Genomic DNA, 19,757 nt, shown 5'->3' with positions numbered 1-19,757 from the left:
CAGGACGGAGCCCCGGGGGCAGGGCGGCGGTCAGGTCAGTGGGTGTCGGAGTGCAGGGCCATCTGGGTGAGGGCGCGTTGCGCGCGTTCCAGGACGACCTCCATGGACGCTCCGACGTGCTCGTGCATGGCGCGGTAGGCGGAGTCGAGTTCGCCGTCGAGGAGGTGCTCGACGATCTGGATGTGCTCGTCGATGGTGGAGGTGATCCGGTCCCCGGTGAGGAAGTCGTACATGCGCACGCGCCGGATGCGCTGGTTGACGGAGACGAGGGAGTCGGTCAGCGCGCGGTTGCCGGACGCGGTGGACAGGGCCGCGTGGAACTCCTCGTCCAGGAGGACGAAGGAGGGGTCGGGCTCCGGGGGCTGGGCGCGCAGCTTCTCCCAGCGGTCGAGTTCACCGAGGAGGATCCGGCGGTCGTGGCGGATGGAGGGGTCCTCGATGGCGCGGGCGATTCCGCGCAGTTCGAGGGCCACGCGCAGCTCGTAGAGGTCGCGCAGCTCGGGGAGGTTGGGGACGGTGACGTAGAAGCCGTTCTCCCGCCGTTCGACGAGGCCGTCGGAGTGCAGGCGGGCGAGGGCCTCGCGCACGGGCGTGCGCGAGACGCCGAAGCGTTCGGCGAGTCTGACCTCGCCCAGGCGGGTGCGGGGAGTGACCCGTCCGCTGAGGACCTCCTCGCGCAGCAGGCCGTAGACCCGGTCCCGGCGGGAGGTGGCCGTGGGGTCGGAGGCCGGGCCAGGACGTGTATACATCGGTGTGTCCATGACCCAAGACGCTAGGAAGCGCGTGTTTCCAGGGCCCTGTCAGTCCGTGAAGCCGGTGTTTCCCCGTGTTTCGCCGCGTTAAATGATGTGCCGCCTCTGGTTCCGTTCTGATAGGAAACGTGGATGCTGAGAGGTGGAAGGGTCGGGCTTCGGGCCCGGCATACGGAAGACGTCCCGGTGCTGCGGGCGGAGCTCTACGACGACGTGGTGACCGGTTCCCGGGCCGAGGGGCGGCCGTGGCGGCCGATGCGGCCCGGGGCGGAGGACTCTCGGCTGCTGGTGGACGACACCGTGGAGAGTGTCGTCTCCTTCTCCGTGGTGGAACTGGACGGCGGCACGCTGGTCGGCACCGCGAACCTGTGGGGCATCGACAACCACAGCCGTTCCGCGCACATCGGGCTGGGGGTGCTGCCGTCCTGCCGCGGCCGGGGCTACGGGACCGATGTGGTCGCGGTGCTGTGCCACTACGGATTCATCGTGCGCGGGCTGCGGCGGCTCCAGATCGAGACACTGGCGGACAACGCCGGGATGCTGCGCGCCGCCGAACGCAACGGATTCGTCCGCGAGGGCGTCACGCGCTCCTCTGCGTGGGTGCTGGGCGAGTTCATGGACGAGGTGGTGCTCGGCCTGCTCGCCGAGGAATGGCAGCCGGAGAGCGGGGCGTAGCCCGGCGGCCGAGGGCGGTGGTACCGGGGCCGCCGTGCCCCGGGCCGACTCGGGGCGTGGCGGCACCGAGGCCCGTCCGGGAGCGGGGACGTCGATGCCGGGGCCGCGCGGGGCGCGGGAGTGCCAGAGTGTGCCTAAGCTGCGTCTATGCGAGTGAGTGGACCGGGTCGGCGCGCCGTTCTCCTGGGCGCGGCGGCCGCCGCGCTCGGCGGCCCCGTGGTCGGCTGCGACCGGGGCGGCATCCGCGGCCTGCCCGAACTCGTGGTGGCGACGGGGCCGCCGGGCGCGGTCTACCGCCAGATCGGCGGGAAGATCGCCGAGATCCTGGACGAACGGTTCCCGGACACCGACGTGCGTGCCGTCGAGACCGGCGCCTCGCACGCGAACCTGGCCCTGCTGGCCTCCGGTGAGGCCCACCTGGGGCTGGCGGCGCTCGACTCGATCCTCGCCTCCGACACGGGCGGCGACGGCGACGCCCTCGTGGCGATCGGCCGCCTCTACGACGCGTTCGTGCACCTGGTCGTGCTGGTCGGCTCCCCCGTGTGGCGGGCGTCCGACCTGGAGGGCCTGCGCGTCTCGGTCGGCGCGGCCGACTCCGGGACGGAGTTCACGGTGGCGCAGATCGTCGCCGAGACCGGCCTGGACTTCGAGGCGGTCCGCCTCAACCAGTCCGAGTCCGCCACGGCCCTGGCCGACGGCGAGATCGACGCGATGTTCTCGCTGACGGGGCTGCCCACTCCGGCGATCGCCGACCTCGCCGAGGAGCGCTCCGTGCGGCTCATCGACCTGTCGGACACCGCCGACGCGCTGGCCGACGCGCACCCCGACTCCTATCTTCCGGCGAACATCCCCGCCACCACGTACGAGGACGTGCCGTCCACGCCGACGGCGGCCATCCCGAACCTGCTGCTGTGCCGGGAGGATCTGCCCCGCGACGCCGCCTACGCGGTGACCGACTCCGTGTTCACCAGCGCAGCGCGGCTGGCCGCCGGGAGCCCCGTGGCGGCGCAGATCAACGTGCGGACCGGCATCTCCACGGGGGTCGTTCCGCTCCATCCGGGCGCGACCGCCTGGTACCGGGAGAACAAGCCGACCTGAGCCCGGCCGGTGGCGCGGTGGGGGCGCGGTGGGGGTGCTGGGGCCTCCCAGAGCGGCCAGGGTCAGCTGGGCAGCGGGACGGCTGGTCGGTGGGACAGCGGGTCGGCGGGTCGGCGGGTCGGTGGGTCCACACTCTCACCGCTGTGTGCCGCGTTCTCCGGACCCGTCGTCGAATCCGTCGCGCTCCTCCTCGCGCCGATCGCCGCCCGCATCCGCGCCCTCGTCCCCACCGTGCCCGCCGTCGTGTCCCACCGGGTCATCGTCACGGGACTCGGCCCGCGGCAGGGTGATCACCACGCCGAATCCCGGTCGGTTCCCGGACCTCAGCCCCTCCTCCAGCTCCAGCCGGCCCCCCGCCTGGCGGACCAGGTCGGCGACGATCGCCAGCCCCAGACCGGTCCCCTCGGTGTTCTGGTGCCGCGAGGACCGCCAGAACCGGGCCAGCGCCGCCTCCCGCTCCTCCTCGGGCAGTCCCTCGCCGTCGTCGAGGACCATGAGCCTGACGCGCTCCGCCCCCTCCGGCCGCAGCCGGACCTCGACGCGGGAGCCGCGCGACAGCCGGAGGGCGTTGCTGAACAGCTCGTCCAGGATGCTGCCCAAGCCGCCCGCGGGGGCCTGCGCCCACACCCCGGCGGGGACGTCGGTCGCCACGGTGAAGCCGCGCGTGCCGCCCAGGGCGCGCCAGCGCGACACCCGGGTGTCGACGACGGCCGCCACCTCCACCGCGTCCGTGCCGGTGATGCTCTCCAGGCGCGTGGCCGCCAGGAGCGAGTTCAGCATCCGGTGCATCACCATGGTCTCGTCGACGGCGATGGCGTGCGCCTCCCGGGCCGAGTCCGTCGTCAGGTGCGGCGCGAGGTTCTCCACGGCCAGCCGCAGGCTCGCCAGCGGGTTGCGCAGCTGGTGGGAGGCCTCCGACACGAACGACCTCTGGCGTTCGAGGGCGCCGCGCACGACCTCGACCATCGTGTTGAACGAGTCCGTGAGCCGCCGCAGCTCCGGCGGGCCGCGCTCGGCGTCCACGTGGACCTCCAGGTCACCGGAGGTCACCGCGGTGGTCGCCGCGTCCAGGCGGCCGATGGGGCGCAGCACCCACCGGGACAGCGGCATGGCGGCAGCGGTCAGCAGCACGAGCGGCGCCAGGCTGATGAGCGCGAGCCACCCCCACGAGCGCAGGACGGACGCGCCTAGGCCGTCCGGGGGGACGGCCACCACGATCGCGCCCTCGACCTCGCTGTCCCGGCCGATGGGCTCGGCGACCACGAGCGCCTCGGTCGTCCACGGCCACACGGTCGCGGGCGCCCCGGGCCGCTCCCCGGCCAGGGCGAGCCGCACGGCGCTGATCTCCCCGGCCGACTCCACGATCTCCCGCAGCCGCCCGGGCGGCTCGGACCCGACGACCAGTTCCTCGGCGGGCGAGACCACCGCGACCGGGGTGTCGTAGAGCTCCCGGTAGCGTTCGAGCTCCTGGGCGAGGGTGTCCTCGCGCCCGGTCTCCAGGGCGGTGCGGGCCAGCGAGGCGAAGCGGCTCGCGTCGGCCAGGCGGTCGACGTACACGTCCTGGGTGCGCTGGTGCGCGATGACGGTACCGATCGGCACCGCGACCGCCGCCACCAGGACGAAAGCCACGGGCAGCAGGAGGGCGAGCAGCCGCCGGATCACGGGCTACACCCGATCCAGGACATAGCCGACCCCGCGCACGGTCCGGATCCGCACGTCCTGGCCGATCTTGGCCCGCAGCGACGCGACGTGCGTGTCGAGTGTCCGCGAGGACGCCTCCCAGGCCGCGCCCCAGACCTGGTCGAGGATCTGGTCGCGTGCCACCACGGCGGGCGACCGCTGGGCGAGCAGCACCAGCAGGTCGAACTCCTTGCGGGTCAGCCTGAGCGCCCGGTCCCCCACCCGCGCCTCGCGCGCGTCGACCTCCAGGGTGAGCGGTCCCACCGTCACCGGGGGCTCGCCCTCGTCCACTTCGGCCCGCGCGGACCGCGTCCGCCGCAGGACGGCGTCGATCCGGGCCAGGAGTTCGGCCACGCCGAACGGCTTGACGACGTAGTCGTCGGCCCCGGCGCGCAGCCCGCGCACCCGCTCGCGCTCCTCACCCCGCGCGGTGACCGCGATGATCGCGGTCTGCGGGCGGTCGCGGAGCCTGCGCAGGAGGTCGATCCCGTCCAGGTCGGGCAGCCCCAGGTCGAGGAGGACGACGTCCGCCGGAGGCGCCTCCAGGGCCCGCTCGGCGGTGGCCACCCGCTGCACGTCGTAGGACGCCGACCGCAGCGCGGTCACCAGCCCGCGCGCGACCCGGTCATCGTCCTCGACCACGAGTATCCGCATGCCAAGCATCGTAGGCAGAGTTCACCCGCGCCCGCGCCCCCACCTCCCGCCACGTCCTGCCGGGCGTCCCGGGCAGGCTCGGGCCGACCCTTCTGGAAGGGGCTGCCCTGCACCGGGCGGGCGGCGGGTGGAGCGGGTCGCGCCCGGAGGTCAGGAGACCCGGGCGGGCGCGGCCTCGGCGGTGGCGCGGGTGCGGCCCCAGGGCAGGAGGCGGTCCACGGAGAAGCGCCCGCCGGCGAAGCCGAGGGCCAGGGCGGTGGCGCCGAGGACCAGCGGAAGCTCGTAGCCGCCCACGAAGGGCTGGCCGACGTGGACGAACGCGATGGCGACCACCATCTGTGCGGCGAGGACCGGGCCGACTGCGGGCAGTCCGAGGCCGATGACGAGCAGCGCGCCCCCGACGACCTCGACTCCCGTGCCGAGCAGGGCACTGTACTCGGGGAAGGGGATCCCGGCCGAGCCGAAGAACCCGGCGGTTCCCTCCAGGTCGGCGGCCTTCTCCAGACCGTGGAGGACGAAGGTGACGCCGACGACGACCCTGGCGAGCAGGGCCGTGACGTCGCTGATCCTGAGTGACCGGTCGGCCATCGTGGTTTCCGTTCCATGAGCGGGGTGTCGTGGGTCGGCCCTCAGATTTGATTGAGAGCGAAATCGTTTCCTAGGAAACTACACACCGAAGCGGATGTCACGGACACTCAGCGTGTTCCTCGCCACGATGGACACCCCGCGCCCCGCCTCACGAGTCAGGCGTCAGGCGTTCCACGGCGTGCTGGACTCCGCGCCGAGTGCGCCGAGCATGGCCGCCGAGATCTCCCGCAGCCGGTCCACCTGCTCTTCGGTGAGCGGATCGAACACCACCCGCCGCACCTCGTCCACGTGCCCGGGCGCCGCCTCGCGCAGGGCCGCCAGCCCGGCCTCGGTCAGCGCGGCGATGGTGGTCCGCCGGTCGCCCGGGCGCTTGTACCGGCGGACCAGCCCGTCGGACTCCATCCGGGAGACCGCGTGCGAGAGCCGACTCGGCGAGGACAGCAGCCGCTCCGCCAGCGCGCTCATCGTCATCTCGCGGTCCGGTGCCTCCGACAGCACCACGAGCGCGTGGAAGTAGGCGTGCGGCAGCCCCGAATCCCGCCTGAGCTGGCGATCCAGCGCGCTCTCCATCAGTCGGACGGCGGCCATGAAGGTGCGCCAGGTCTCCTGCTCGCTGTCGCTGAGCCACCTCGTGTCGGCCATCGGGCCCGGCTCCTCCGAAATAATTGAGCGTTCAATAATGTTCTGGTCAGACATCAAGCGATCCTCGTCCTGGAGGCTCCCATGGAGACCCGTCCACGGCTCATGCCGACCCTCTACCTCAGCCATGGCGCGCCGCCGTTGGCCGACGACGCCCAGTGGACCCGCGAACTCGCCGCCTGGGCCGCCGACCTGCCGCGGCCCCGCGCGATCCTCATGGTCTCTGCGCACTGGGAGGACGCCCCGCTCACGGTGGGGGCCACGGCGGACGCGACCCCGCTGACCTACGACTTCTGGGGCTTTCCGCAACGTTACTACGCGGTCACCTACGCCCACCCCGGAGCGCCGGAACTCGCCCGGCGTGTCAGCGCCCTCGTCTCCGGGCCGGGTCGGCACGTCCGCCAGGACCCGTCCCGCGGCCTGGACCACGGCGCGTACGTCCCGCTCAAGGAGATGTACCCGGACGCCGACGTCCCGGTCCTCCAGGTCTCCATGCCGACCCTGGACCCCGCCGCGCTGCTCGACCTGGGCCGTCGCCTGGCGCCGCTGCGCGAGGAGGGCGTCCTCATCGTCGGCAGCGGGTTCACCACGCACAACCTGCGCGAGATGTCGCCCGTGACGCACGGGGACGTGCCCGCGTGGTCGTCGGAGTTCGACGACTGGACGCACCGCACGGTCCTCGACCACGACGTGGACGCGCTCCTGGACTTCGAGCACAAGGCGCCCGCCGCCTCGCTCGCACACCCGCGCAGCGACCACTTCGCCCCGCTGTTCGTCGCGCTCGGGGCGAGCCTGGACGCGCACGACCGCTCCACCTCCACCGTGGACGGGTACTGGCACGGCATGGCCAAGCGCTCGTTCCAGTTCGACTGACCGCGCCCGAGAACCCGTGTCGTAACGTCGGGGCCTCCTGCCAGGATCGCGGCATGTCCTCCAGCATCCATCCCACAGACGCCCGGTCGGTGGCCGACCTCCTGCTGGCGCGCGAGCGCCCCAAGTTCCTGCTCTTCTGGGGCCACCGGCCCCCGGCGTCCGGCGGTGTGTCGGCCTCCTGCCTCTCCCAGTGGTGGCCCGCCGGTTTCACCGTGGACGGGGTCGACTACGCCACGGCGGAGCACTACATGATGGCGGGCAAGGCCCGCCTGTTCGGCGACGCCGAGACGGCCGAGCGGATCGTCGCGGCGGGCCATCCCCGCGACGCCAAGACCCTCGGCCGCCAGGTCCGCGGCTTCGACCAGCGGACCTGGGAGGACGCCCGGTTCGAGATCGTGGTGCGCGGCAGTGTCGCCAAGTTCGGTCAGAACCCGGAGCTGTGCGACTTCCTGCTCGGCACCGCACGGCGGGTCCTGGTCGAGGCCAGCCCACGCGACAGGGTGTGGGGGATCGGCCTGAGCGCGCGCGACGAGAACGCCGAGAAGCCCGAGGCGTGGCGGGGGTCGAACCTGCTCGGCTTCGCCCTCATGGAGGCCCGCCGACGCCTCGCCAAGGCCTGACCGGGGCCCCGAACGAGGCGTCGGATTTCCGCCAGCACGGGGATTCCGGCTCCGCCAATCTGGAGCACATGAACGAACTGGAAAGCAAGACGGCACTGGTCACCGGCGGCAGCCGCGGCATCGGAGCGGCGGTCGCCCTGCGGCTCGCCGAGGCCGGAGCCGACGTCGCCCTCACCTACGTCAGCAACGAAGCGGCCGCGAACGAGGTCGTGGAGAAGATCCGGGCGACCGGGCGGCGGGCCCTCGCCCTGCGGGCCGACAACGGGGACGCCGCCGAGGCGGCCGGCGCGGTCGACCGCGTGGTGCAGGAGTTCGGCCGACTGGACGTCCTGGTCAACAACGCCGCCTCCTTCCCCTTCGTGGCCACCGACGACGTCACTCCCGAGCAGCTCGACCAGGTCCTGGCCGTGAACGTCCAGGGGCCCTTCCTCACCACCCGGGCCGCGCTACGCCACATGGGAGAGGGCGCCAGCGTGGTCACCATCGGCAGCAACGTCATCGAGCACGTGCCCTTCCCGGGGCTCACCCTGTACGCGACGAGCAAGGCGGCCCTGGTGGGCATGACGCGCGGTCTGGCGCGTGAACTGGGCCCGCGGGGCATCACCGTCACCCTCCTCAGCCCGGGGCCGATCGACACCGACGCCAACCCGGCCGACGGACCGAACGCCGACGGCATCCGCTCCCTGATCCCGCTCGGCCGATTCGGACGCGCCGAGGAGATCGCCGACACCGTGGTCCACCTGGCCGGTCCGGGCGGCCGTTTCGTCACCGGCACGGAGATCCACGTCGACGGCGGTATCAACGCCTGACCGAGCACGGGCGGCCCTGACCGCGTGTGCAGTGCCCCCGCGGCGGTACCGCCGCGGGGGCACTGCCCTACGGGAGCACTGCGGGGGCACTGTGCACGGAATCAAGGGCGTGTTCCGTGCACACTCGCGCTAGAGGCAGGAACCGGGGACCGGCCGGTCCGACATCCCGTCCACGACGCGTCGGAGCAGGGCGCGGAACTGCCGCCGCTCGTCCGGCGCGAGGTCGGCGAGGAGGTCGTGCCCGACCTCGGCGACCGTCTGGCCGTACGCGGACCGGCCTCCGCTTCGGGTGCTTCCCGACCCGATCACACGGGAAAGTCCCAGAGAAACTCGAAATCACCCGACTCGCGTGGAACGGCAACAGAATTCCCGTGACGTACACCCGGATTTCGCACCCGGCGACCCCCTGGCAGGAGTAGAGTCCGAATTCGCGGACAGCACGGTGCCCCAGCACCACAGGCACTCGCGCGCCCCGACCGACGGCAGCGCGCGTCCCGGAAAACCGTTCCTTCGAGCGCGGAATTCACGCTGATCGACGTGCCGGGCACCGTCCTTCCTTTCGACAGGACGAGACCACCAGGGGATTCCCATGGCCTATTACCGCATTCAGCTCAGCGACGGTTCCTCCCACACTCTCCAGGCAGTGCGCATGCGCACCGACGCACGCAGCCTCTACCTGGAGGAGCACAGCGCCGGGCAGTGGCAGGAGGTGTTCGCCAACCCGCTGACGGACGTCGAGCGCGTGCAGCGGCGCTTCACCGAGAACGACGGCACCTGGACCTGGCTCAACGAGCGCCTGCCCGCCCCCATCGGCGGTGTGCGCGCCTGGTGACCGGGTCCTCGTGACCCCGGCGCTCCCGGGCCCTGACCCGGACAGGGCGCGAGAAGGACTCCGGCGGCCCGCGCGCCGCCCATGACGGAGCGGGAGCCCGCGCCCACGCGCGTGCCCCCGCTCGACCGACGGCCCCGATCGGGCCGGGACTGTCCTACCAGGCCAGGACCCCGTGCTCGTCCGGCTCCTCGGCCAGGGCGAGGTGGCCCCACAGCACGCCGGACGGCCCGTCCTCCCCCAGCGTGGCCAGGTGCAGGCTCACCCTGGCGCCCTGCTCGGCCGACCGGGGACCGGAGTGGTCGTTCATGTCCGTGGCGCAGTACCCCGGGTTGGCCGCGTTCACCTTGGCCGGCGTACCGGCGAGCGCCTTCGCGTACAGGGCGGTCACCATGTTCAGCGCGGCCTTGGACGCGGGGTAGGCGGCGTCCATGTCCACCCCCTGGAACGGGTCAGAGGGATCGGTCAGCGACGTGATCGAGCCGAGTTCGCTCGACACGTTCACCACCCGCGCGGCCTCGGACCGGCGGAGCAGCGGCAGGAAGGCGTCGGTCACCCGCACCACCGACACCACGTTCACCTCCAGCACCTCACGGAACTGGTCGGTGTCCGACCGGCCCATCGCGCCCCAGCCCAGTGCGACGCCCGCGTTGTTCACCAGGACGTCGAGACGTCCGAACTCCTCCTCCACCCGGGCGGCCGCCGCCTTGACGCTCGTGGCGTCGGTGATGTCGATCGGCAGCACGCGGGCGTCGACGCCCTCCTCCCGCAGCACGCGCTCGGCCTCCGCCCCGCGCTGGGCGTCCCGGGCGCCCACCAGCACCGTCATGCCCTCCAGACCCAGCAGTCGGGCCGTCTGGAATCCGATTCCCCTGTTCGCCCCCGTGACGAGGGCGATCTTCGTCTGATCGCTCATGGACCTCATCGTGGGCGCCGCCGCCGCACGGCGGGAGAGACCTGTCGAGGCTGGTATCGGCTGTACCAGTGTCAGGCGGTCGCCGGTACGGCACTCTGGAGATGACCGACGGACAGGAGGACCCGACCGTGGACCGCACCGAACTCGCGGCGTTCCTGCGCGACCGCCGAGCGCGCATCGGCCCCGCCGACGCGGGACTGCCCGAGACCGCGCGCCGCCGGACACCCGGCCTGCGCCGCCAGGAGGTCGCCCAGCTCGCCGGGATGTCCGTGGAGTACTACGTGCGCCTGGAGCAGGCGCGCGGCCCCAACCCCTCCCGCCAGGTGCTCACCGCGCTCGCGCGCGCCCTGATGCTCAGCGCCGACGAACGCGCCTACCTGTTCCGGGTGGCGGGAACGGAGCCGCCCGTCGTCCGCTCCCCCGACCGGAACATCACCGAGGGGGTGCACCACCTGCTGGCCAACCTCACCACCACGCCCGCCTACGTCCTCGACGCCAAGTACGACGTGCTGGCCTGGAACCGCCTGGCGCCACACTTCATCGGCGACATGTCGGCCCTGCCGGAGGATCGCCGCAACATCATCGAGTGGCTGTTCTCGCTGCCCGAGGACGACCCCCAGTGGACCGAGGCGAGCACCGACCACTTCAGCCGCTACTCCGTGGCCGACCTGCGCGCGGCCTACGCCCGCTACCCGGGCGACCGGGACATCGCCCGCATGGTGACCACCCTGCTGGGATCCTCGCCCCGGTTCGCGCGGCTGTGGGCGTCGATGGACGTCCACGAGCGGCGCGGCTTCGCCAAGCGGATCCACCATCCGCACCTGGGCGCCCTGGAGTTCGCGTGTCAGGTGCTGCTCGTACCCGACACCGACCAGCGGGTGATGATGTACTGCCCCGCACCGGGATCGCCGACGGAGGAGGCCATGCGCCGCCTGTACGCCCAGTCGGCCGACCCGGCCCCTGACCGGCCGGCCGACGGCCCGCAGCCGGGCTTCCGGGCGCCGTGCGGTCCCGGCGGCTTGATGCACGCGCAACGGCTCCGGACGGTGACCGAGGCGCTCTGACGGCGCCGTGGACCACGCGTCACCGCCGTGGATCGCGCCGGTGGACGCTCTCACGCCCGTGGACCGGCCCGGCGGCCGGGGTCCCTACGGCCTCGGGCCGAGCCGGTGGTCGGGGCCCGGCCGGGACGGTGGGACGACGGGCCGTCGACTCAGGACCGCCCGTACGGTCAGGGGTCCGCCCACGCTCCCGGCCCAGGCCCACTCCAGAGGCCCCACAGGCCCCGGAAGCTCCAGACCGCAGGGCTCCAGAGGCTCTGGGGCTCCAGGGAGCCTGGGGATCCGGGCACACGTCCATCCCGGCCCGTCGCCGTCCAACACCTGGAGAGGGCCTGCGTGGAGCGGCGGCCGGTCGGGGAACGACAGGGGCGCCGGGAACCTCGCGGTTCCCGGCGCCCCTCGCGCGTGTGGTCGGCGACCTACTCGGTCTCGCCCACTACTCGGTCTCGCCGAAGACGGAGCCGGGGGTGCCGGAGCCATCGGTGGTCTGCGGCTCACCGGTGACGCTGCCCTCCAGCCACTCGTCCCACGACTTCTCCCAGTAGCCCCAGCCGTTGTTCCACTCGATCTGCCGGTCGGTGCCGGTGGTGTCGAGGATGTCGCCCATCAGGATGTTCTCGAACATCCACCGGGCGTCCTCCGACCGCATGTTGGTGCAGCCGTGGGAGGTGTTGGCGGAGCCGATGTTGGGGTTGTAGTCGGCCTCGTGGACGAACTCGCCGCTGTTGGAGGTGCGGATGGCGTACTGCACGTCCACCCGGTAGCCATTCGGGGAGTCGGCGGGGACGCCGAGCGTCGCCGAGTCCATCGTCAGGTGCTCGTAGCGCTCCATGAACACGTGGGTGCCGGAGGTGGTGGTGTAGGCGCGGGTGGTGCCCATGCCGTTGCTCACCTCCAGGGTCCGCTCGTGCTCCCCGTCGATGGTGATCTCCATCTCGTGGTCGGGCACGTGCTGGGTCGCGATCAGCTCACGGCCGACCTCGAAGTCGATCTGGTAGTTGCGCGCGCCGTAGACGCCCTCGGAGGCCTCGACACCGGCGAGGTGGAGGTCGACGGTGACGTTCTGGTACGGCTCCCAGTACTCCTCGGTGCGGAACACGGCCATCTGGTCGGAGAGCCAGTTCCAGGCTCCGTCGACCTCCTGCTCGGCCGTGACCTCCATGGAGTTCTCGACCTGCTCCTTGTTGGTCACCGGGAGGTCGAAGTTGATGACCACGGGCATGCCGACGCCGACCGTGTCACCGGAGGTGGGGTAGTTCGAGGCCAGTTCGAGCATCATGCCGGGCGTGGCGGGCAGCGTGGTGAACTCGTGGACCAGCTCGGTCTCCTCGCCGGCCGCGTTGGCGGCGGTGGCGGTGACCACGACCTCGGCACCCGGGGTCAGGGCCCAGTCGCTCGTCCACTCGGTCTCGTCCTCGCTGAGGCGACCGGTCATGTCGAGGGGGTCCTCGGCGGCCTCGCCGGCCTCGGTCCCGGCCTCGGAGGGGACCACCTGGTCGACCTGGACGTCGGTGATGACGCCGTGCTCCGCGGTGACCTGGATGGGGGAGTTCGGTTCGAGCTGCTCGGTTCCGTCATCCGGGGTGATGACCAGCTCGGCGGGTTCGGTGTCCTCGGGCGCGGCGGTGTTGCCCTGCGTCTCCGCTTCGCCCCCGGACGAAGTGCAGGCGGTGGTGGCGAGCGCGAGCGCGGCCAGCGCGACGCCGAACCGGCGCACCGTCGTCGGGTGGGTCATGCCCCTCACGTCTGGACCTCCGTGTTTTCCGTTGAGCCGTATTCCGACGCCATGCGTCCACAGCAGTTAGGACGCTCGAAACCGGAAATGGTTCTGAACTTTCCGCGCATCGGTATCAAGCGGTTATCCCGGGCGCCGCCGGCTCATGGTGGGGGAGCCGAACCGCCGACGATACAACCCGGGGGCGGGCGTTCCGACCCCTGGGTCCGGGAATGTGCGTGTTCGTACTCCGCTCGGTCCGTGTGGCCGGCCTCACCTGGGGCGAGGCGGCCCGTCTCTGTCGCGCACCTCTCCCGACCCGACCGCAGGACGGCGCGGATGGGGACACGATGCGAGGAGGGGACGACCGCGGGCGGTCGGGACCAAGCGTCGAGGAGGGGCCGTGCTGTGGCTTCATCCGCCGGAGCCGCGCCGCCGCGCGATGGTCGCGACGATGGCTTCGCGCTGCTCCGAGGGCTTGGGCCCGGTGCGTCCCCTTGGATCCTCGGGGTCGTGGGGTACGTCCGACCATTCTACGCTCAACCACGGGCCGGACGGAGAACGTTTCGTTCGTCCGAAACCCCTGTTCCTGCCGCTTCGGTGCCAGAACGCGAAGGTCTCGGAGCCAGGACCCCGGGGCTTCGAACCGAGGACTCGCCGGTCCCCGTTCCCAGGGCTGGCGGCTTCGACCTGAGCGCTCACGGGTCCTCGTGCCCGGGACCGGCGGCTCCGGCCTGCGGACCCCAGGCTTGGGAGTCAGGCCCCGGGGGTCGGCCGGTCCGACGCCCCGGCACCGCTGCGCGCCGCGTAGGCGGCTGGCGGAACCCCGATGATCGAGGTGAACTCCCGGGTGAGGTGCGACTGGTCGCTGAATCCGAGTTCGGCCGCCACGGCGCTCCAGTCCGTCGCGCCGCCCCGGCGGGCGCGTTCGGCCGCCTCGTAGAGCCGGTAGCGGCGGATCACCGTCTTGGGCCCCAGCCCGACGTGGTCGGCGAAGCGGCGCTGGAGCAGGCGCACCCCCAGGCCCTCGCGCCGGGCCAGCGGCGCCACGCCGACGACGGTCGGGTCGGCCGCGACGCGTTCCACGACGGCCGTGGTGTCCTCGGCCGGATGGCGGTCGGCGGGCACGCGTGCGGCCAGGAACCGGTCCACGTCGGCGATCAGCCGCGTCGGATCCTCCCGCGGGAACTCCGCACCGTCGAACACCTCGCCCAGAGGCAGCGCGGCGTCCACGATCCCGTTCATCGGACGGCCGAGGAAGGGCCGGAAACCGGCGGGCCGGAACATGACCCCGAGCGCCCACCCGGAACCCCACAGGCGCCGTGAGGTGACGTGCGTGGTCGGTCCGTGCACGGCGGCCTCACCGCCGACGAACACGACGTTCACGACGGGGTGGGCCAGCACCCGCTGGGTGAACGACTCCCCCTCGGGCAGGTCCCAGGAGGCCACCCAGTAGCGGTCCACGAACCGGGCGACGGCTTCCGAGGGCGCGGATCGGTCCAGCCGGAACCGGGTCAGCCCCGCCCCGGGGTCGATGATGCCCCGCGCGTCCTTGTCCACCGGAAGGGGTTGCACAGCCCCATCCTAGGCCGGGTGCCGCGAACGCCCCCTGCTGCGGAAGAGCCCGACGGCGCGCCGGCGGCGCTCGTGGACCACGGACCTGACCGTGCCCGCGGGTGCGTTCAGAGCACGCGCCGACCGGACTGCGGCCTGCCGCCCCTGAGCAGGCCGGAGCACGCGTTGCGAACAGACGTTCCCGTGTCGCGTTTGTTCAAGACGGCACGTGGCGGGATCGGTGACTCTGGACCTCCCTATCCGGTGAACACGACCAGGAGAGCGCGATGAGCGACACCGCCACCCGCTACGCCCGTCTGTCCGACGACCTCGCCGCCGTCGTGGCGGCCGTCCCCGAGGACCGCTGGTCGGCCGACTCCCCCTGTGAGGGATGGACGGCACGCGACGTGGTCGCCCACGTCGTGGACACACAGGGCATGTTCCTCCAGTTGGTCGGCCGCGACCTCGGCGACGTCCCCTCGGTCGCCGACGACCCCGTGGCCGCCTGGGACGCGGCCCGTGGTGTGGTCCAGGCCGACCTGGGCGACCCCGAGCGCGCCGGGACCGAGTTCGACGGCTTCTTCGGCCGGACGTCGTTCGCCCAGGCCGCCGACCGCTTCCTCAACTTCGACCTGATCATCCACCGCTGGGACCTGGCACGCGCCACCGGCCAGGACGAGCGGATCGATCCCGCCGACATCGCCTGGGCGCTGGAGGCGACCGCGGTGTTCGGCCCGTACCTGCGCGGAGAGGGCGTGTGCGGCCCCGAGCTCACTCCTCCGGACGGAGCCGACGAGCAGACCCGGTTCCTCGCCTTCCTCGGCCGCCGCTCCTGGTAGCGCGCACCGGTCGGGTTCAGGGACGGCGGGTGCGTCTGCGTCTGCCCTCCTTGGCCACACCGACCAGCAACCGCAGGATCATCAGCCCCGAGGACGCCAACAGCAGCCAGGCCGCCAGGGTGAGGACCCGAGCCGGTGCCGAGAGCGAGAACCACTCCGCGTCCGGACCGCCGAGGACGTTGAACAGGCCCACGGACATCAGGCCGGTGGCCACCGCCAGGACGGTGAGAACGGCGCGCTGCACCACACCGTGCACGAGTCTGCGGTCGTCGGGATGCGCGAACGTACGGATCCGAACGGTGAACCGGCCCTTGTGCAACTGGTCGGAGATCCGGTCCAGCTTGCGCGGCATCCGGCGCAGGGCGGGCAGCATGGCCGCGAACTCGGCCAGGGCGGCGTCACGCAGGTGGTCGGCGTCCAGTTGTCCGGCCATGCGCTGCTCGGCGAACCGGCGGGCCTCGCTGACGGTGTCGAACCCCGGGGAGAGGTGGACCAGCGTGCCCTCCAGGGTGGCCAGGGCACGGAAGACCGCGGCCAGTTCAGCCGGAAGCGACAGCCCGAACCGGGTGACGATGAGCATCAGCTCGGTGAACATCCGCATACTGGCCGCGGCGGACCCGTGCATGTACCGCGCCATGAACTGCCCCAGCGCGCGGCGCAGCCGCTCCTCGTCCACCTCGGTGGCGTCGTCCACCACGTCCAGCAGGGTGTCCGTGAGCAGGAGCGCGTCGGTGCGGTCGATGGCCAGCAGCATCATCCGCAGGGACTCGCGGATCTGCCCGTCCAGGCGGCCCACCGACCCGTAGTCGAGCAGGCCCACGCCGTCCTCCAGCAGCATGATGTTGCCCGGGTGGGGGTCGGCGTGGAAGATGCCGCTCATCATCACCTGCTCCAGCAGGCAGTCGAGCAGGGTACGGGCGACGGCCGCACCGTCGACGCCGCTCAGGTCCGCGCTGCCGAGCGGCGTGCCGTGCAGCCGTTCCATGACCAGCACCCGGCGCGTGGTGTACGCCTCGTGCACCTGGGGGATGCGGACGGCGGAGTCCGCGGTGGCCTCGGCGACCGCGGCGATGTTGGCCGCCTCCACCTCGAAGTCCAGTTCCTCCAGCAGCGCCTCCGCGAACCCCTCGGCGAGGTCCACCACACCGATGGCCGGTCCCCAGTCGGTGGTCTGCTCGAACTTGCGCGCCAGCCGCCGGATGATGTCGAGGTCGCGCCGTACCACCGAGGAGATCCCCGGCCGCTGGACCTTGACGACCACCTCGCCGCCGTCCTTCAGGGTGGCCAGGTGGGCTTGGGCGATGGAGGCGGCGGCCAGCGGCTCGGCGGTGAAGTCCGCGAAGACCTCCTCCACCGGCTGGCCCAGCTCGCGTTCGAGGGTGTCGCGCACCTGCTCGAAGGGCACGGGGCTGGCCTCGCTGTGCAGTCGGCCCAGCTCCTCGACGAACACCGGGGACAGCAGGTCGCGCCGGGTGGCCAGGACCTGGCCGAGCTTGACGAAGACCACCCCCGCCTCCTCCATGGACCGGGACAGCGACCGGGCGAGCCGACGCTGGGTGGAGGCGTCCTCACCGCCGTCGCGGCGCCCGGTGACGTAGCCCCACAGGCCGTGCCGGGCGAGGATCCACACGATCCGCCGGTATCGCCCCATCCGCCCGAACAGGTTGAGCACGGCGCGCGCGGCCGTCACCGGCCGCAGCCGCGTGCCCTGGGGCACGGCGAGCTCGAAGGCGACGAACACGAGCAGGGCCGCGGCCGCCATCGAGCCGAACAGCAGGACGAGGACCACCGGGTCGGTGTGGTCGGGTGAGGTGGAGGTGGCGGCCGCCTGGAAGCTGTCGAAGGCGAGCAGGATCCCGACGGCTCCACCGGCGCCCATGCCCACCAGCCCGGCGACGGCGAGCCGGGGCAGGTTGAACGGCACGCCCATCATCCGGCTGGCCAGCAGGCCCAGTCCGACGAGGAAGACCATGAAGACGGCGAACGAGACGAGCTGCGCCGTCAGGGCGCCCACGGCCGATCCCGTCGCACCGACGAGGGCCGTCGGCGCCTGCGCGAAGGAGGGTGGGAGGAGGGTGAGCATGCTCACGGAGCCTTTCAGGGCTAGGTCGCGCCCACGCGGGCACTGGTCGAACCTGGGCACGGGGTCGGCTCAGAGGTGACCGCAGGGGGGTCGGGCGTAGCCGTGATCCAAGACTGCCACGTTCGCGGCGTTCGCGCCGAAGCCGTCCACAGGCCTGTGGACAAGGGAGGCGACACCCCGCCGCCGGTCCACGGAAAGGCCAGGTGGAAGCAGCCCTGGCCCCGCCCCACCCGGCACACCCGAACGACTGGCGGCCTCGGACCGCAGGAGTGATCGCAGGCCCCACACCCCCGCAGGTCCACGGACGAGCCGGACCGGGCGCACGACGGCCTCGCACGTCCGGACCACCACGACGACCGCACCCCCCGTGTCCCGCCCCGCCGTCATGTCCACAGCCTGTGGACAGGAAAGGGCCGCGCGAGGACGTCCTCGCGCGGCCCTTCGGCCCACCCGGCCGACCGGCCGACCGGTCAGCAGGTCAGCAGGTCAGCAGGTCAGCGAACCAGCATCAGCAGGCTTCCACCCACGTGCACTCCAGGTCACCGCTGACGGCCGGAGCCGTGCTGGAGACGTCGGCCCCGCCGCGCGCGAGCGGGCGCACCGGCCCCGCGTGGCCCGCGTACTCGGCCAGCCGCGTCGCCACCGCGTCCTGCACGCCCCACGGCGCCGCACCCGCGTGTCCGTTGTTGATGACGCTGAACACCAGGTCGTCACCGTCGACACCGTGCACGTACCCGGACAGCGCGCTCACGCCCGACAGCGTCCCGGTCTTCGCGCTCACCACACCCTCGGCCGCCGTGCCGCCCATGCGCCCGGCCAACGTGCCCCCGACGAACGGGTCGGAGTCACCCGCCACCGGCAGGGAGTCGTGCCACGCCTCGAACCAGGGCTCGTCCCGCACCTGCGTGTAGAGGTCGACCACGCTCGACGCGGTGGCGAGGTTGCCGCGCGACAGGCCGGAGCCGTCGTGCATGCGCATGTCGCCCATGTCCACGCCCAGCTCGGTCAGCGCCTCCTCGGTCCCGGCCAGCCCGGCCTCCCACGAGCCCTTGCCAGCGACCTCCCGGCCGATGCCCTTGACCAGCATCTCCGTGTGCATGTTGTTGCTGAACTTCAGCAGCGGGACCAGGGTCTCCTCCAGCGTCGGGGACTCGTGGTCGCCCAGGACGACCGGTCCCTCGCCCTCGGGCAGAGCGCCCATGTCGACGTCTCCCTCGACCTCGACCCCGTGCCGCTCCAGCGCCTCCTCGAAGACGTGCGCCGTGAACGCGGCGGGCTCGTCCACCGTACGGACCCGCGTCATCGGCTGGGAGCCCTCGGGCAGCGAACCGGTGACGGAGATCGTGTTGGTGTCCAGGGGCCGGGTGATCGACAGCGTGTTGGTGCTGTCGGCGGCACCGGTCACGGCCTGGTTGTCCAGCTCCATGTACCCGTCGGCCAGGCCCAGGTCGACCTCGACCGGCTCGCCCTCGGCGCCCGCCGTCACCTCGACCTCGGTCACCCCGGTGTCGTAGCGCTCCCCGTGCGCCAGCGTCAGCGCGGAGATCTGCGCCGCGTACGCGTACGGCTCGTCGGTGGGGTCCCAGTCGTCCACCTGGCGCTGGTCGTCGAACCAGGTGTCGTCGGCGTACAGGTCGCCGGTCACCGTGGTGACGCCCGACTCCGCGACGTCGGCGGCCAGGGCGTCCAGGTCGGCCTCGGTGAGCATGGGGTCGCCGTTGCCGACGAGGTAGAGGTCGGTCACCGAGCCCTTGCGGTTCGGACCCTCCTCCACCGCCACCTCGGTGCCGAAGGTGTGGTCGGTCCCCAGCACCTCCAGAGCCGCAACGGTGGTGAACAGCTTCAGGTTCGAGGCGGGCAGCAGCTGGGTGTCCGCGTCGCGCGAGTACAGCCGTTCGCCCGTGTCGGGGTCGGCGACCACCACACCGGAGACGGCCCCTTCGAGCGAGGGGTCCTCCAGCAGCGCGTCGATGTCCGCGCGGAGCTCGTCCAGCCGGGCGGTGTCGTCGTTCTCGACGGTGTCGGCGAGAACGGGCCCGGCCGCCAGCGTCGAGACGGGCAGGATCGGAGCGGTGACGAGTGCCGCGGCGGAGAGCCATGCCCAGCCTCGCCTCCTCTCACCACGTCTCCTCCGGGCTGCGGGGGTGGGTCGGGGAGTGGCAGACATTGATCTCCTCAAGGGATCAGGCACGGACTCGCGGCAAGAACCTACACGAATCCCATCGGAGGAGGGCCTTTCCCACGTTCACCCGGCGCCCCGTGATCTGGATCACATCGAAACGCGGCCGATCGAACCGCTGGTGAGGGCACCGGCCGCCGATTCGCCGCCGCTGCCCCGGCCCGGCCCTCCGCCCTCGCCGCTCCCCCGGCCCC

Annotated in this window: 19 protein-coding genes; 8 read left to right on the top strand and 11 right to left on the bottom strand. The window is 72.3% G+C overall.

Translation table 11 applies throughout. The annotated features are described in order from the left end of the window. Positions 1 to 35 precede the first annotated feature (35 nt). Positions 36 to 749, bottom strand: coding sequence for a GntR family transcriptional regulator (locus ADL05_RS17570; protein ID WP_231640792.1), 714 nt, complete (start codon positions 747 to 749; stop codon positions 36 to 38). A 135-nt stretch (positions 750 to 884) separates the two neighbouring features. Here ADL05_RS17570 and ADL05_RS17565 point away from each other — a divergent pair, with 135 nt between their 5' ends. Further along, positions 885 to 1,427, top strand: coding sequence for a GNAT family N-acetyltransferase (locus ADL05_RS17565; RefSeq protein WP_053618046.1), 543 nt, complete (start codon positions 885 to 887; stop codon positions 1,425 to 1,427). Between the two features lie 147 nt (positions 1,428 to 1,574). Then, on the top strand, positions 1,575 to 2,525 hold the full coding sequence (locus ADL05_RS17560; protein WP_053618045.1) for a TAXI family TRAP transporter solute-binding subunit: 951 nt from the start codon (positions 1,575 to 1,577) through the stop codon (positions 2,523 to 2,525). A 135-nt stretch (positions 2,526 to 2,660) separates the two neighbouring features. Here the strand turns inward: ADL05_RS17560 and ADL05_RS17555 are convergent, their stop codons facing one another. The 4 genes from ADL05_RS17555 to ADL05_RS17540 all read right to left on the bottom strand — a co-directional run bounded on the left by ADL05_RS17555 (position 2,661) and on the right by ADL05_RS17540 (position 6,089). Then, entirely contained in the window at positions 2,661 to 4,187 is a 1,527-nt protein-coding gene (locus ADL05_RS17555; protein WP_082376503.1) for a HAMP domain-containing sensor histidine kinase, read from the bottom strand. 3 nt (positions 4,188 to 4,190) lie between these two features. Continuing rightward, positions 4,191 to 4,868, bottom strand: a complete 678-nt coding sequence (locus tag ADL05_RS17550; protein ID WP_053618044.1) for a response regulator transcription factor — start codon at positions 4,866 to 4,868, stop codon at positions 4,191 to 4,193. 141 nt (positions 4,869 to 5,009) lie between these two features. Next, positions 5,010 to 5,447 carry a DoxX family protein gene (locus ADL05_RS17545; protein WP_053618043.1) on the bottom strand — a complete coding sequence of 146 codons (438 nt, stop codon included), beginning with the start codon at positions 5,445 to 5,447 and terminating at the stop codon, positions 5,010 to 5,012. 162 nt (positions 5,448 to 5,609) lie between these two features. Further along, entirely contained in the window at positions 5,610 to 6,089 is a 480-nt protein-coding gene (locus ADL05_RS17540) for a MarR family winged helix-turn-helix transcriptional regulator (protein WP_053618042.1), read from the bottom strand. 81 nt (positions 6,090 to 6,170) lie between these two features. On the opposite strand from ADL05_RS17540, the gene ADL05_RS17535 reads away from it, so the two are divergent. The 3 genes from ADL05_RS17535 (at position 6,171) to ADL05_RS17525 (ending at position 8,388) form a co-directional block, all read left to right on the top strand. Beyond that, a complete protein-coding gene (locus ADL05_RS17535) occupies positions 6,171 to 6,959 on the top strand; it encodes a dioxygenase (RefSeq protein WP_231640791.1) in 789 nt (262 codons plus the stop codon). 53 nt (positions 6,960 to 7,012) lie between these two features. Next, positions 7,013 to 7,579, top strand: a complete 567-nt coding sequence (locus tag ADL05_RS17530) for an NADAR family protein (protein ID WP_053618041.1) — start codon at positions 7,013 to 7,015, stop codon at positions 7,577 to 7,579. A gap of 68 nt (positions 7,580 to 7,647) precedes the next feature. Continuing rightward, the gene (locus ADL05_RS17525) at positions 7,648 to 8,388 is read left to right on the top strand and encodes an SDR family NAD(P)-dependent oxidoreductase (RefSeq protein WP_053618040.1); all 741 of its coding nucleotides are present in this window, start codon (positions 7,648 to 7,650) and stop codon (positions 8,386 to 8,388) included. Positions 8,389 to 8,517: 129 nt separating this feature from the next. Here the strand turns inward: ADL05_RS17525 and ADL05_RS17520 are convergent, their stop codons facing one another. Then, positions 8,518 to 8,697 (bottom strand): hypothetical protein, encoded by a 180-nt coding sequence (locus ADL05_RS17520; protein WP_053618039.1) that lies wholly within the window; start codon positions 8,695 to 8,697, stop codon positions 8,518 to 8,520. A 280-nt stretch (positions 8,698 to 8,977) separates the two neighbouring features. Here ADL05_RS17520 and ADL05_RS17515 point away from each other — a divergent pair, with 280 nt between their 5' ends. After that, the gene (locus tag ADL05_RS17515; protein ID WP_053618038.1) at positions 8,978 to 9,220 is read left to right on the top strand and encodes a hypothetical protein; all 243 of its coding nucleotides are present in this window, start codon (positions 8,978 to 8,980) and stop codon (positions 9,218 to 9,220) included. Positions 9,221 to 9,374: 154 nt separating this feature from the next. Here ADL05_RS17515 and ADL05_RS17510 read toward each other — a convergent pair whose 3' ends face one another. Beyond that, positions 9,375 to 10,142 carry an SDR family NAD(P)-dependent oxidoreductase gene (locus tag ADL05_RS17510; RefSeq protein WP_053618037.1) on the bottom strand — a complete coding sequence of 256 codons (768 nt, stop codon included), beginning with the start codon at positions 10,140 to 10,142 and terminating at the stop codon, positions 9,375 to 9,377. Between the two features lie 92 nt (positions 10,143 to 10,234). On the opposite strand from ADL05_RS17510, the gene ADL05_RS17505 reads away from it, so the two are divergent. Beyond that, positions 10,235 to 11,197 carry a helix-turn-helix transcriptional regulator gene (locus tag ADL05_RS17505; RefSeq protein WP_082376499.1) on the top strand — a complete coding sequence of 321 codons (963 nt, stop codon included), beginning with the start codon at positions 10,235 to 10,237 and terminating at the stop codon, positions 11,195 to 11,197. Positions 11,198 to 11,630: 433 nt separating this feature from the next. Here ADL05_RS17505 and ADL05_RS17500 read toward each other — a convergent pair whose 3' ends face one another. Together ADL05_RS17500 and ADL05_RS17495 are read right to left on the bottom strand one after the other, a co-directional pair. After that, a complete protein-coding gene (locus tag ADL05_RS17500) occupies positions 11,631 to 12,929 on the bottom strand; it encodes an Ig-like domain-containing protein (protein ID WP_156365887.1) in 1,299 nt (432 codons plus the stop codon). Positions 12,930 to 13,664: 735 nt separating this feature from the next. Further along, positions 13,665 to 14,483, bottom strand: a complete 819-nt coding sequence (locus ADL05_RS17495) for a helix-turn-helix transcriptional regulator (RefSeq protein WP_231640790.1) — start codon at positions 14,481 to 14,483, stop codon at positions 13,665 to 13,667. Positions 14,484 to 14,749: 266 nt separating this feature from the next. On the opposite strand from ADL05_RS17495, the gene ADL05_RS17490 reads away from it, so the two are divergent. After that, the gene (locus ADL05_RS17490; protein WP_053618034.1) at positions 14,750 to 15,301 is read left to right on the top strand and encodes a TIGR03086 family metal-binding protein; all 552 of its coding nucleotides are present in this window, start codon (positions 14,750 to 14,752) and stop codon (positions 15,299 to 15,301) included. A 16-nt stretch (positions 15,302 to 15,317) separates the two neighbouring features. Here ADL05_RS17490 and ADL05_RS17485 read toward each other — a convergent pair whose 3' ends face one another. Both ADL05_RS17485 and dacB read right to left on the bottom strand, forming a co-directional pair. Next, the gene (locus ADL05_RS17485) at positions 15,318 to 17,273 is read right to left on the bottom strand and encodes an AarF/ABC1/UbiB kinase family protein (protein ID WP_053618120.1); all 1,956 of its coding nucleotides are present in this window, start codon (positions 17,271 to 17,273) and stop codon (positions 15,318 to 15,320) included. A gap of 619 nt (positions 17,274 to 17,892) precedes the next feature. Next, a complete protein-coding gene (gene dacB / locus ADL05_RS17480) occupies positions 17,893 to 19,551 on the bottom strand; it encodes a D-alanyl-D-alanine carboxypeptidase/D-alanyl-D-alanine-endopeptidase (protein ID WP_082376496.1) in 1,659 nt (552 codons plus the stop codon). Between the last annotated feature and the right edge of the window lie 206 nt (positions 19,552 to 19,757).

This window comes from Nocardiopsis sp. NRRL B-16309, assembly GCF_001279585.1.
Classification (GTDB): domain Bacteria; phylum Actinomycetota; class Actinomycetes; order Streptosporangiales; family Streptosporangiaceae; genus Nocardiopsis.
Note: the sequence above shows the minus strand (reverse complement) of the source record. Positions and strands in the feature narration are given on the sequence as shown.

Excerpts from the sequence above, each read along its gene's own strand:
- ADL05_RS17570 (WP_231640792.1), bottom strand. The coding sequence starts at position 749 with ATGTATACACGTCCTGGCCCGGCCTCCGACCCCACGGCCACCTCCCGC.
- ADL05_RS17515 (WP_053618038.1), top strand. The coding sequence starts at position 8,978 with ATGGCCTATTACCGCATTCAGCTCAGCGACGGTTCCTCCCACACTCTC.
- ADL05_RS17560 (WP_053618045.1), top strand. The coding sequence starts at position 1,575 with ATGCGAGTGAGTGGACCGGGTCGGCGCGCCGTTCTCCTGGGCGCGGCG.
- ADL05_RS17550 (WP_053618044.1), bottom strand. The coding sequence starts at position 4,868 with ATGCTTGGCATGCGGATACTCGTGGTCGAGGACGATGACCGGGTCGCG.
- ADL05_RS17530 (WP_053618041.1), top strand. The coding sequence starts at position 7,013 with ATGTCCTCCAGCATCCATCCCACAGACGCCCGGTCGGTGGCCGACCTC.
- ADL05_RS17545 (WP_053618043.1), bottom strand. The coding sequence starts at position 5,447 with ATGGCCGACCGGTCACTCAGGATCAGCGACGTCACGGCCCTGCTCGCC.
- ADL05_RS17565 (WP_053618046.1), top strand. The coding sequence starts at position 885 with ATGCTGAGAGGTGGAAGGGTCGGGCTTCGGGCCCGGCATACGGAAGAC.
- ADL05_RS17525 (WP_053618040.1), top strand. The coding sequence starts at position 7,648 with ATGAACGAACTGGAAAGCAAGACGGCACTGGTCACCGGCGGCAGCCGC.
- ADL05_RS17500 (WP_156365887.1), bottom strand. The coding sequence starts at position 12,929 with ATGACCCACCCGACGACGGTGCGCCGGTTCGGCGTCGCGCTGGCCGCG.
- ADL05_RS17535 (WP_231640791.1), top strand. The coding sequence starts at position 6,171 with ATGGAGACCCGTCCACGGCTCATGCCGACCCTCTACCTCAGCCATGGC.
- ADL05_RS17490 (WP_053618034.1), top strand. The coding sequence starts at position 14,750 with ATGAGCGACACCGCCACCCGCTACGCCCGTCTGTCCGACGACCTCGCC.
- ADL05_RS17505 (WP_082376499.1), top strand. The coding sequence starts at position 10,235 with ATGACCGACGGACAGGAGGACCCGACCGTGGACCGCACCGAACTCGCG.
- dacB (WP_082376496.1), bottom strand. The coding sequence starts at position 19,551 with ATGTCTGCCACTCCCCGACCCACCCCCGCAGCCCGGAGGAGACGTGGT.
- ADL05_RS17510 (WP_053618037.1), bottom strand. The coding sequence starts at position 10,142 with ATGAGGTCCATGAGCGATCAGACGAAGATCGCCCTCGTCACGGGGGCG.
- ADL05_RS17485 (WP_053618120.1), bottom strand. The coding sequence starts at position 17,273 with ATGGTCTTCCTCGTCGGACTGGGCCTGCTGGCCAGCCGGATGATGGGC.
- ADL05_RS17540 (WP_053618042.1), bottom strand. The coding sequence starts at position 6,089 with ATGGCCGACACGAGGTGGCTCAGCGACAGCGAGCAGGAGACCTGGCGC.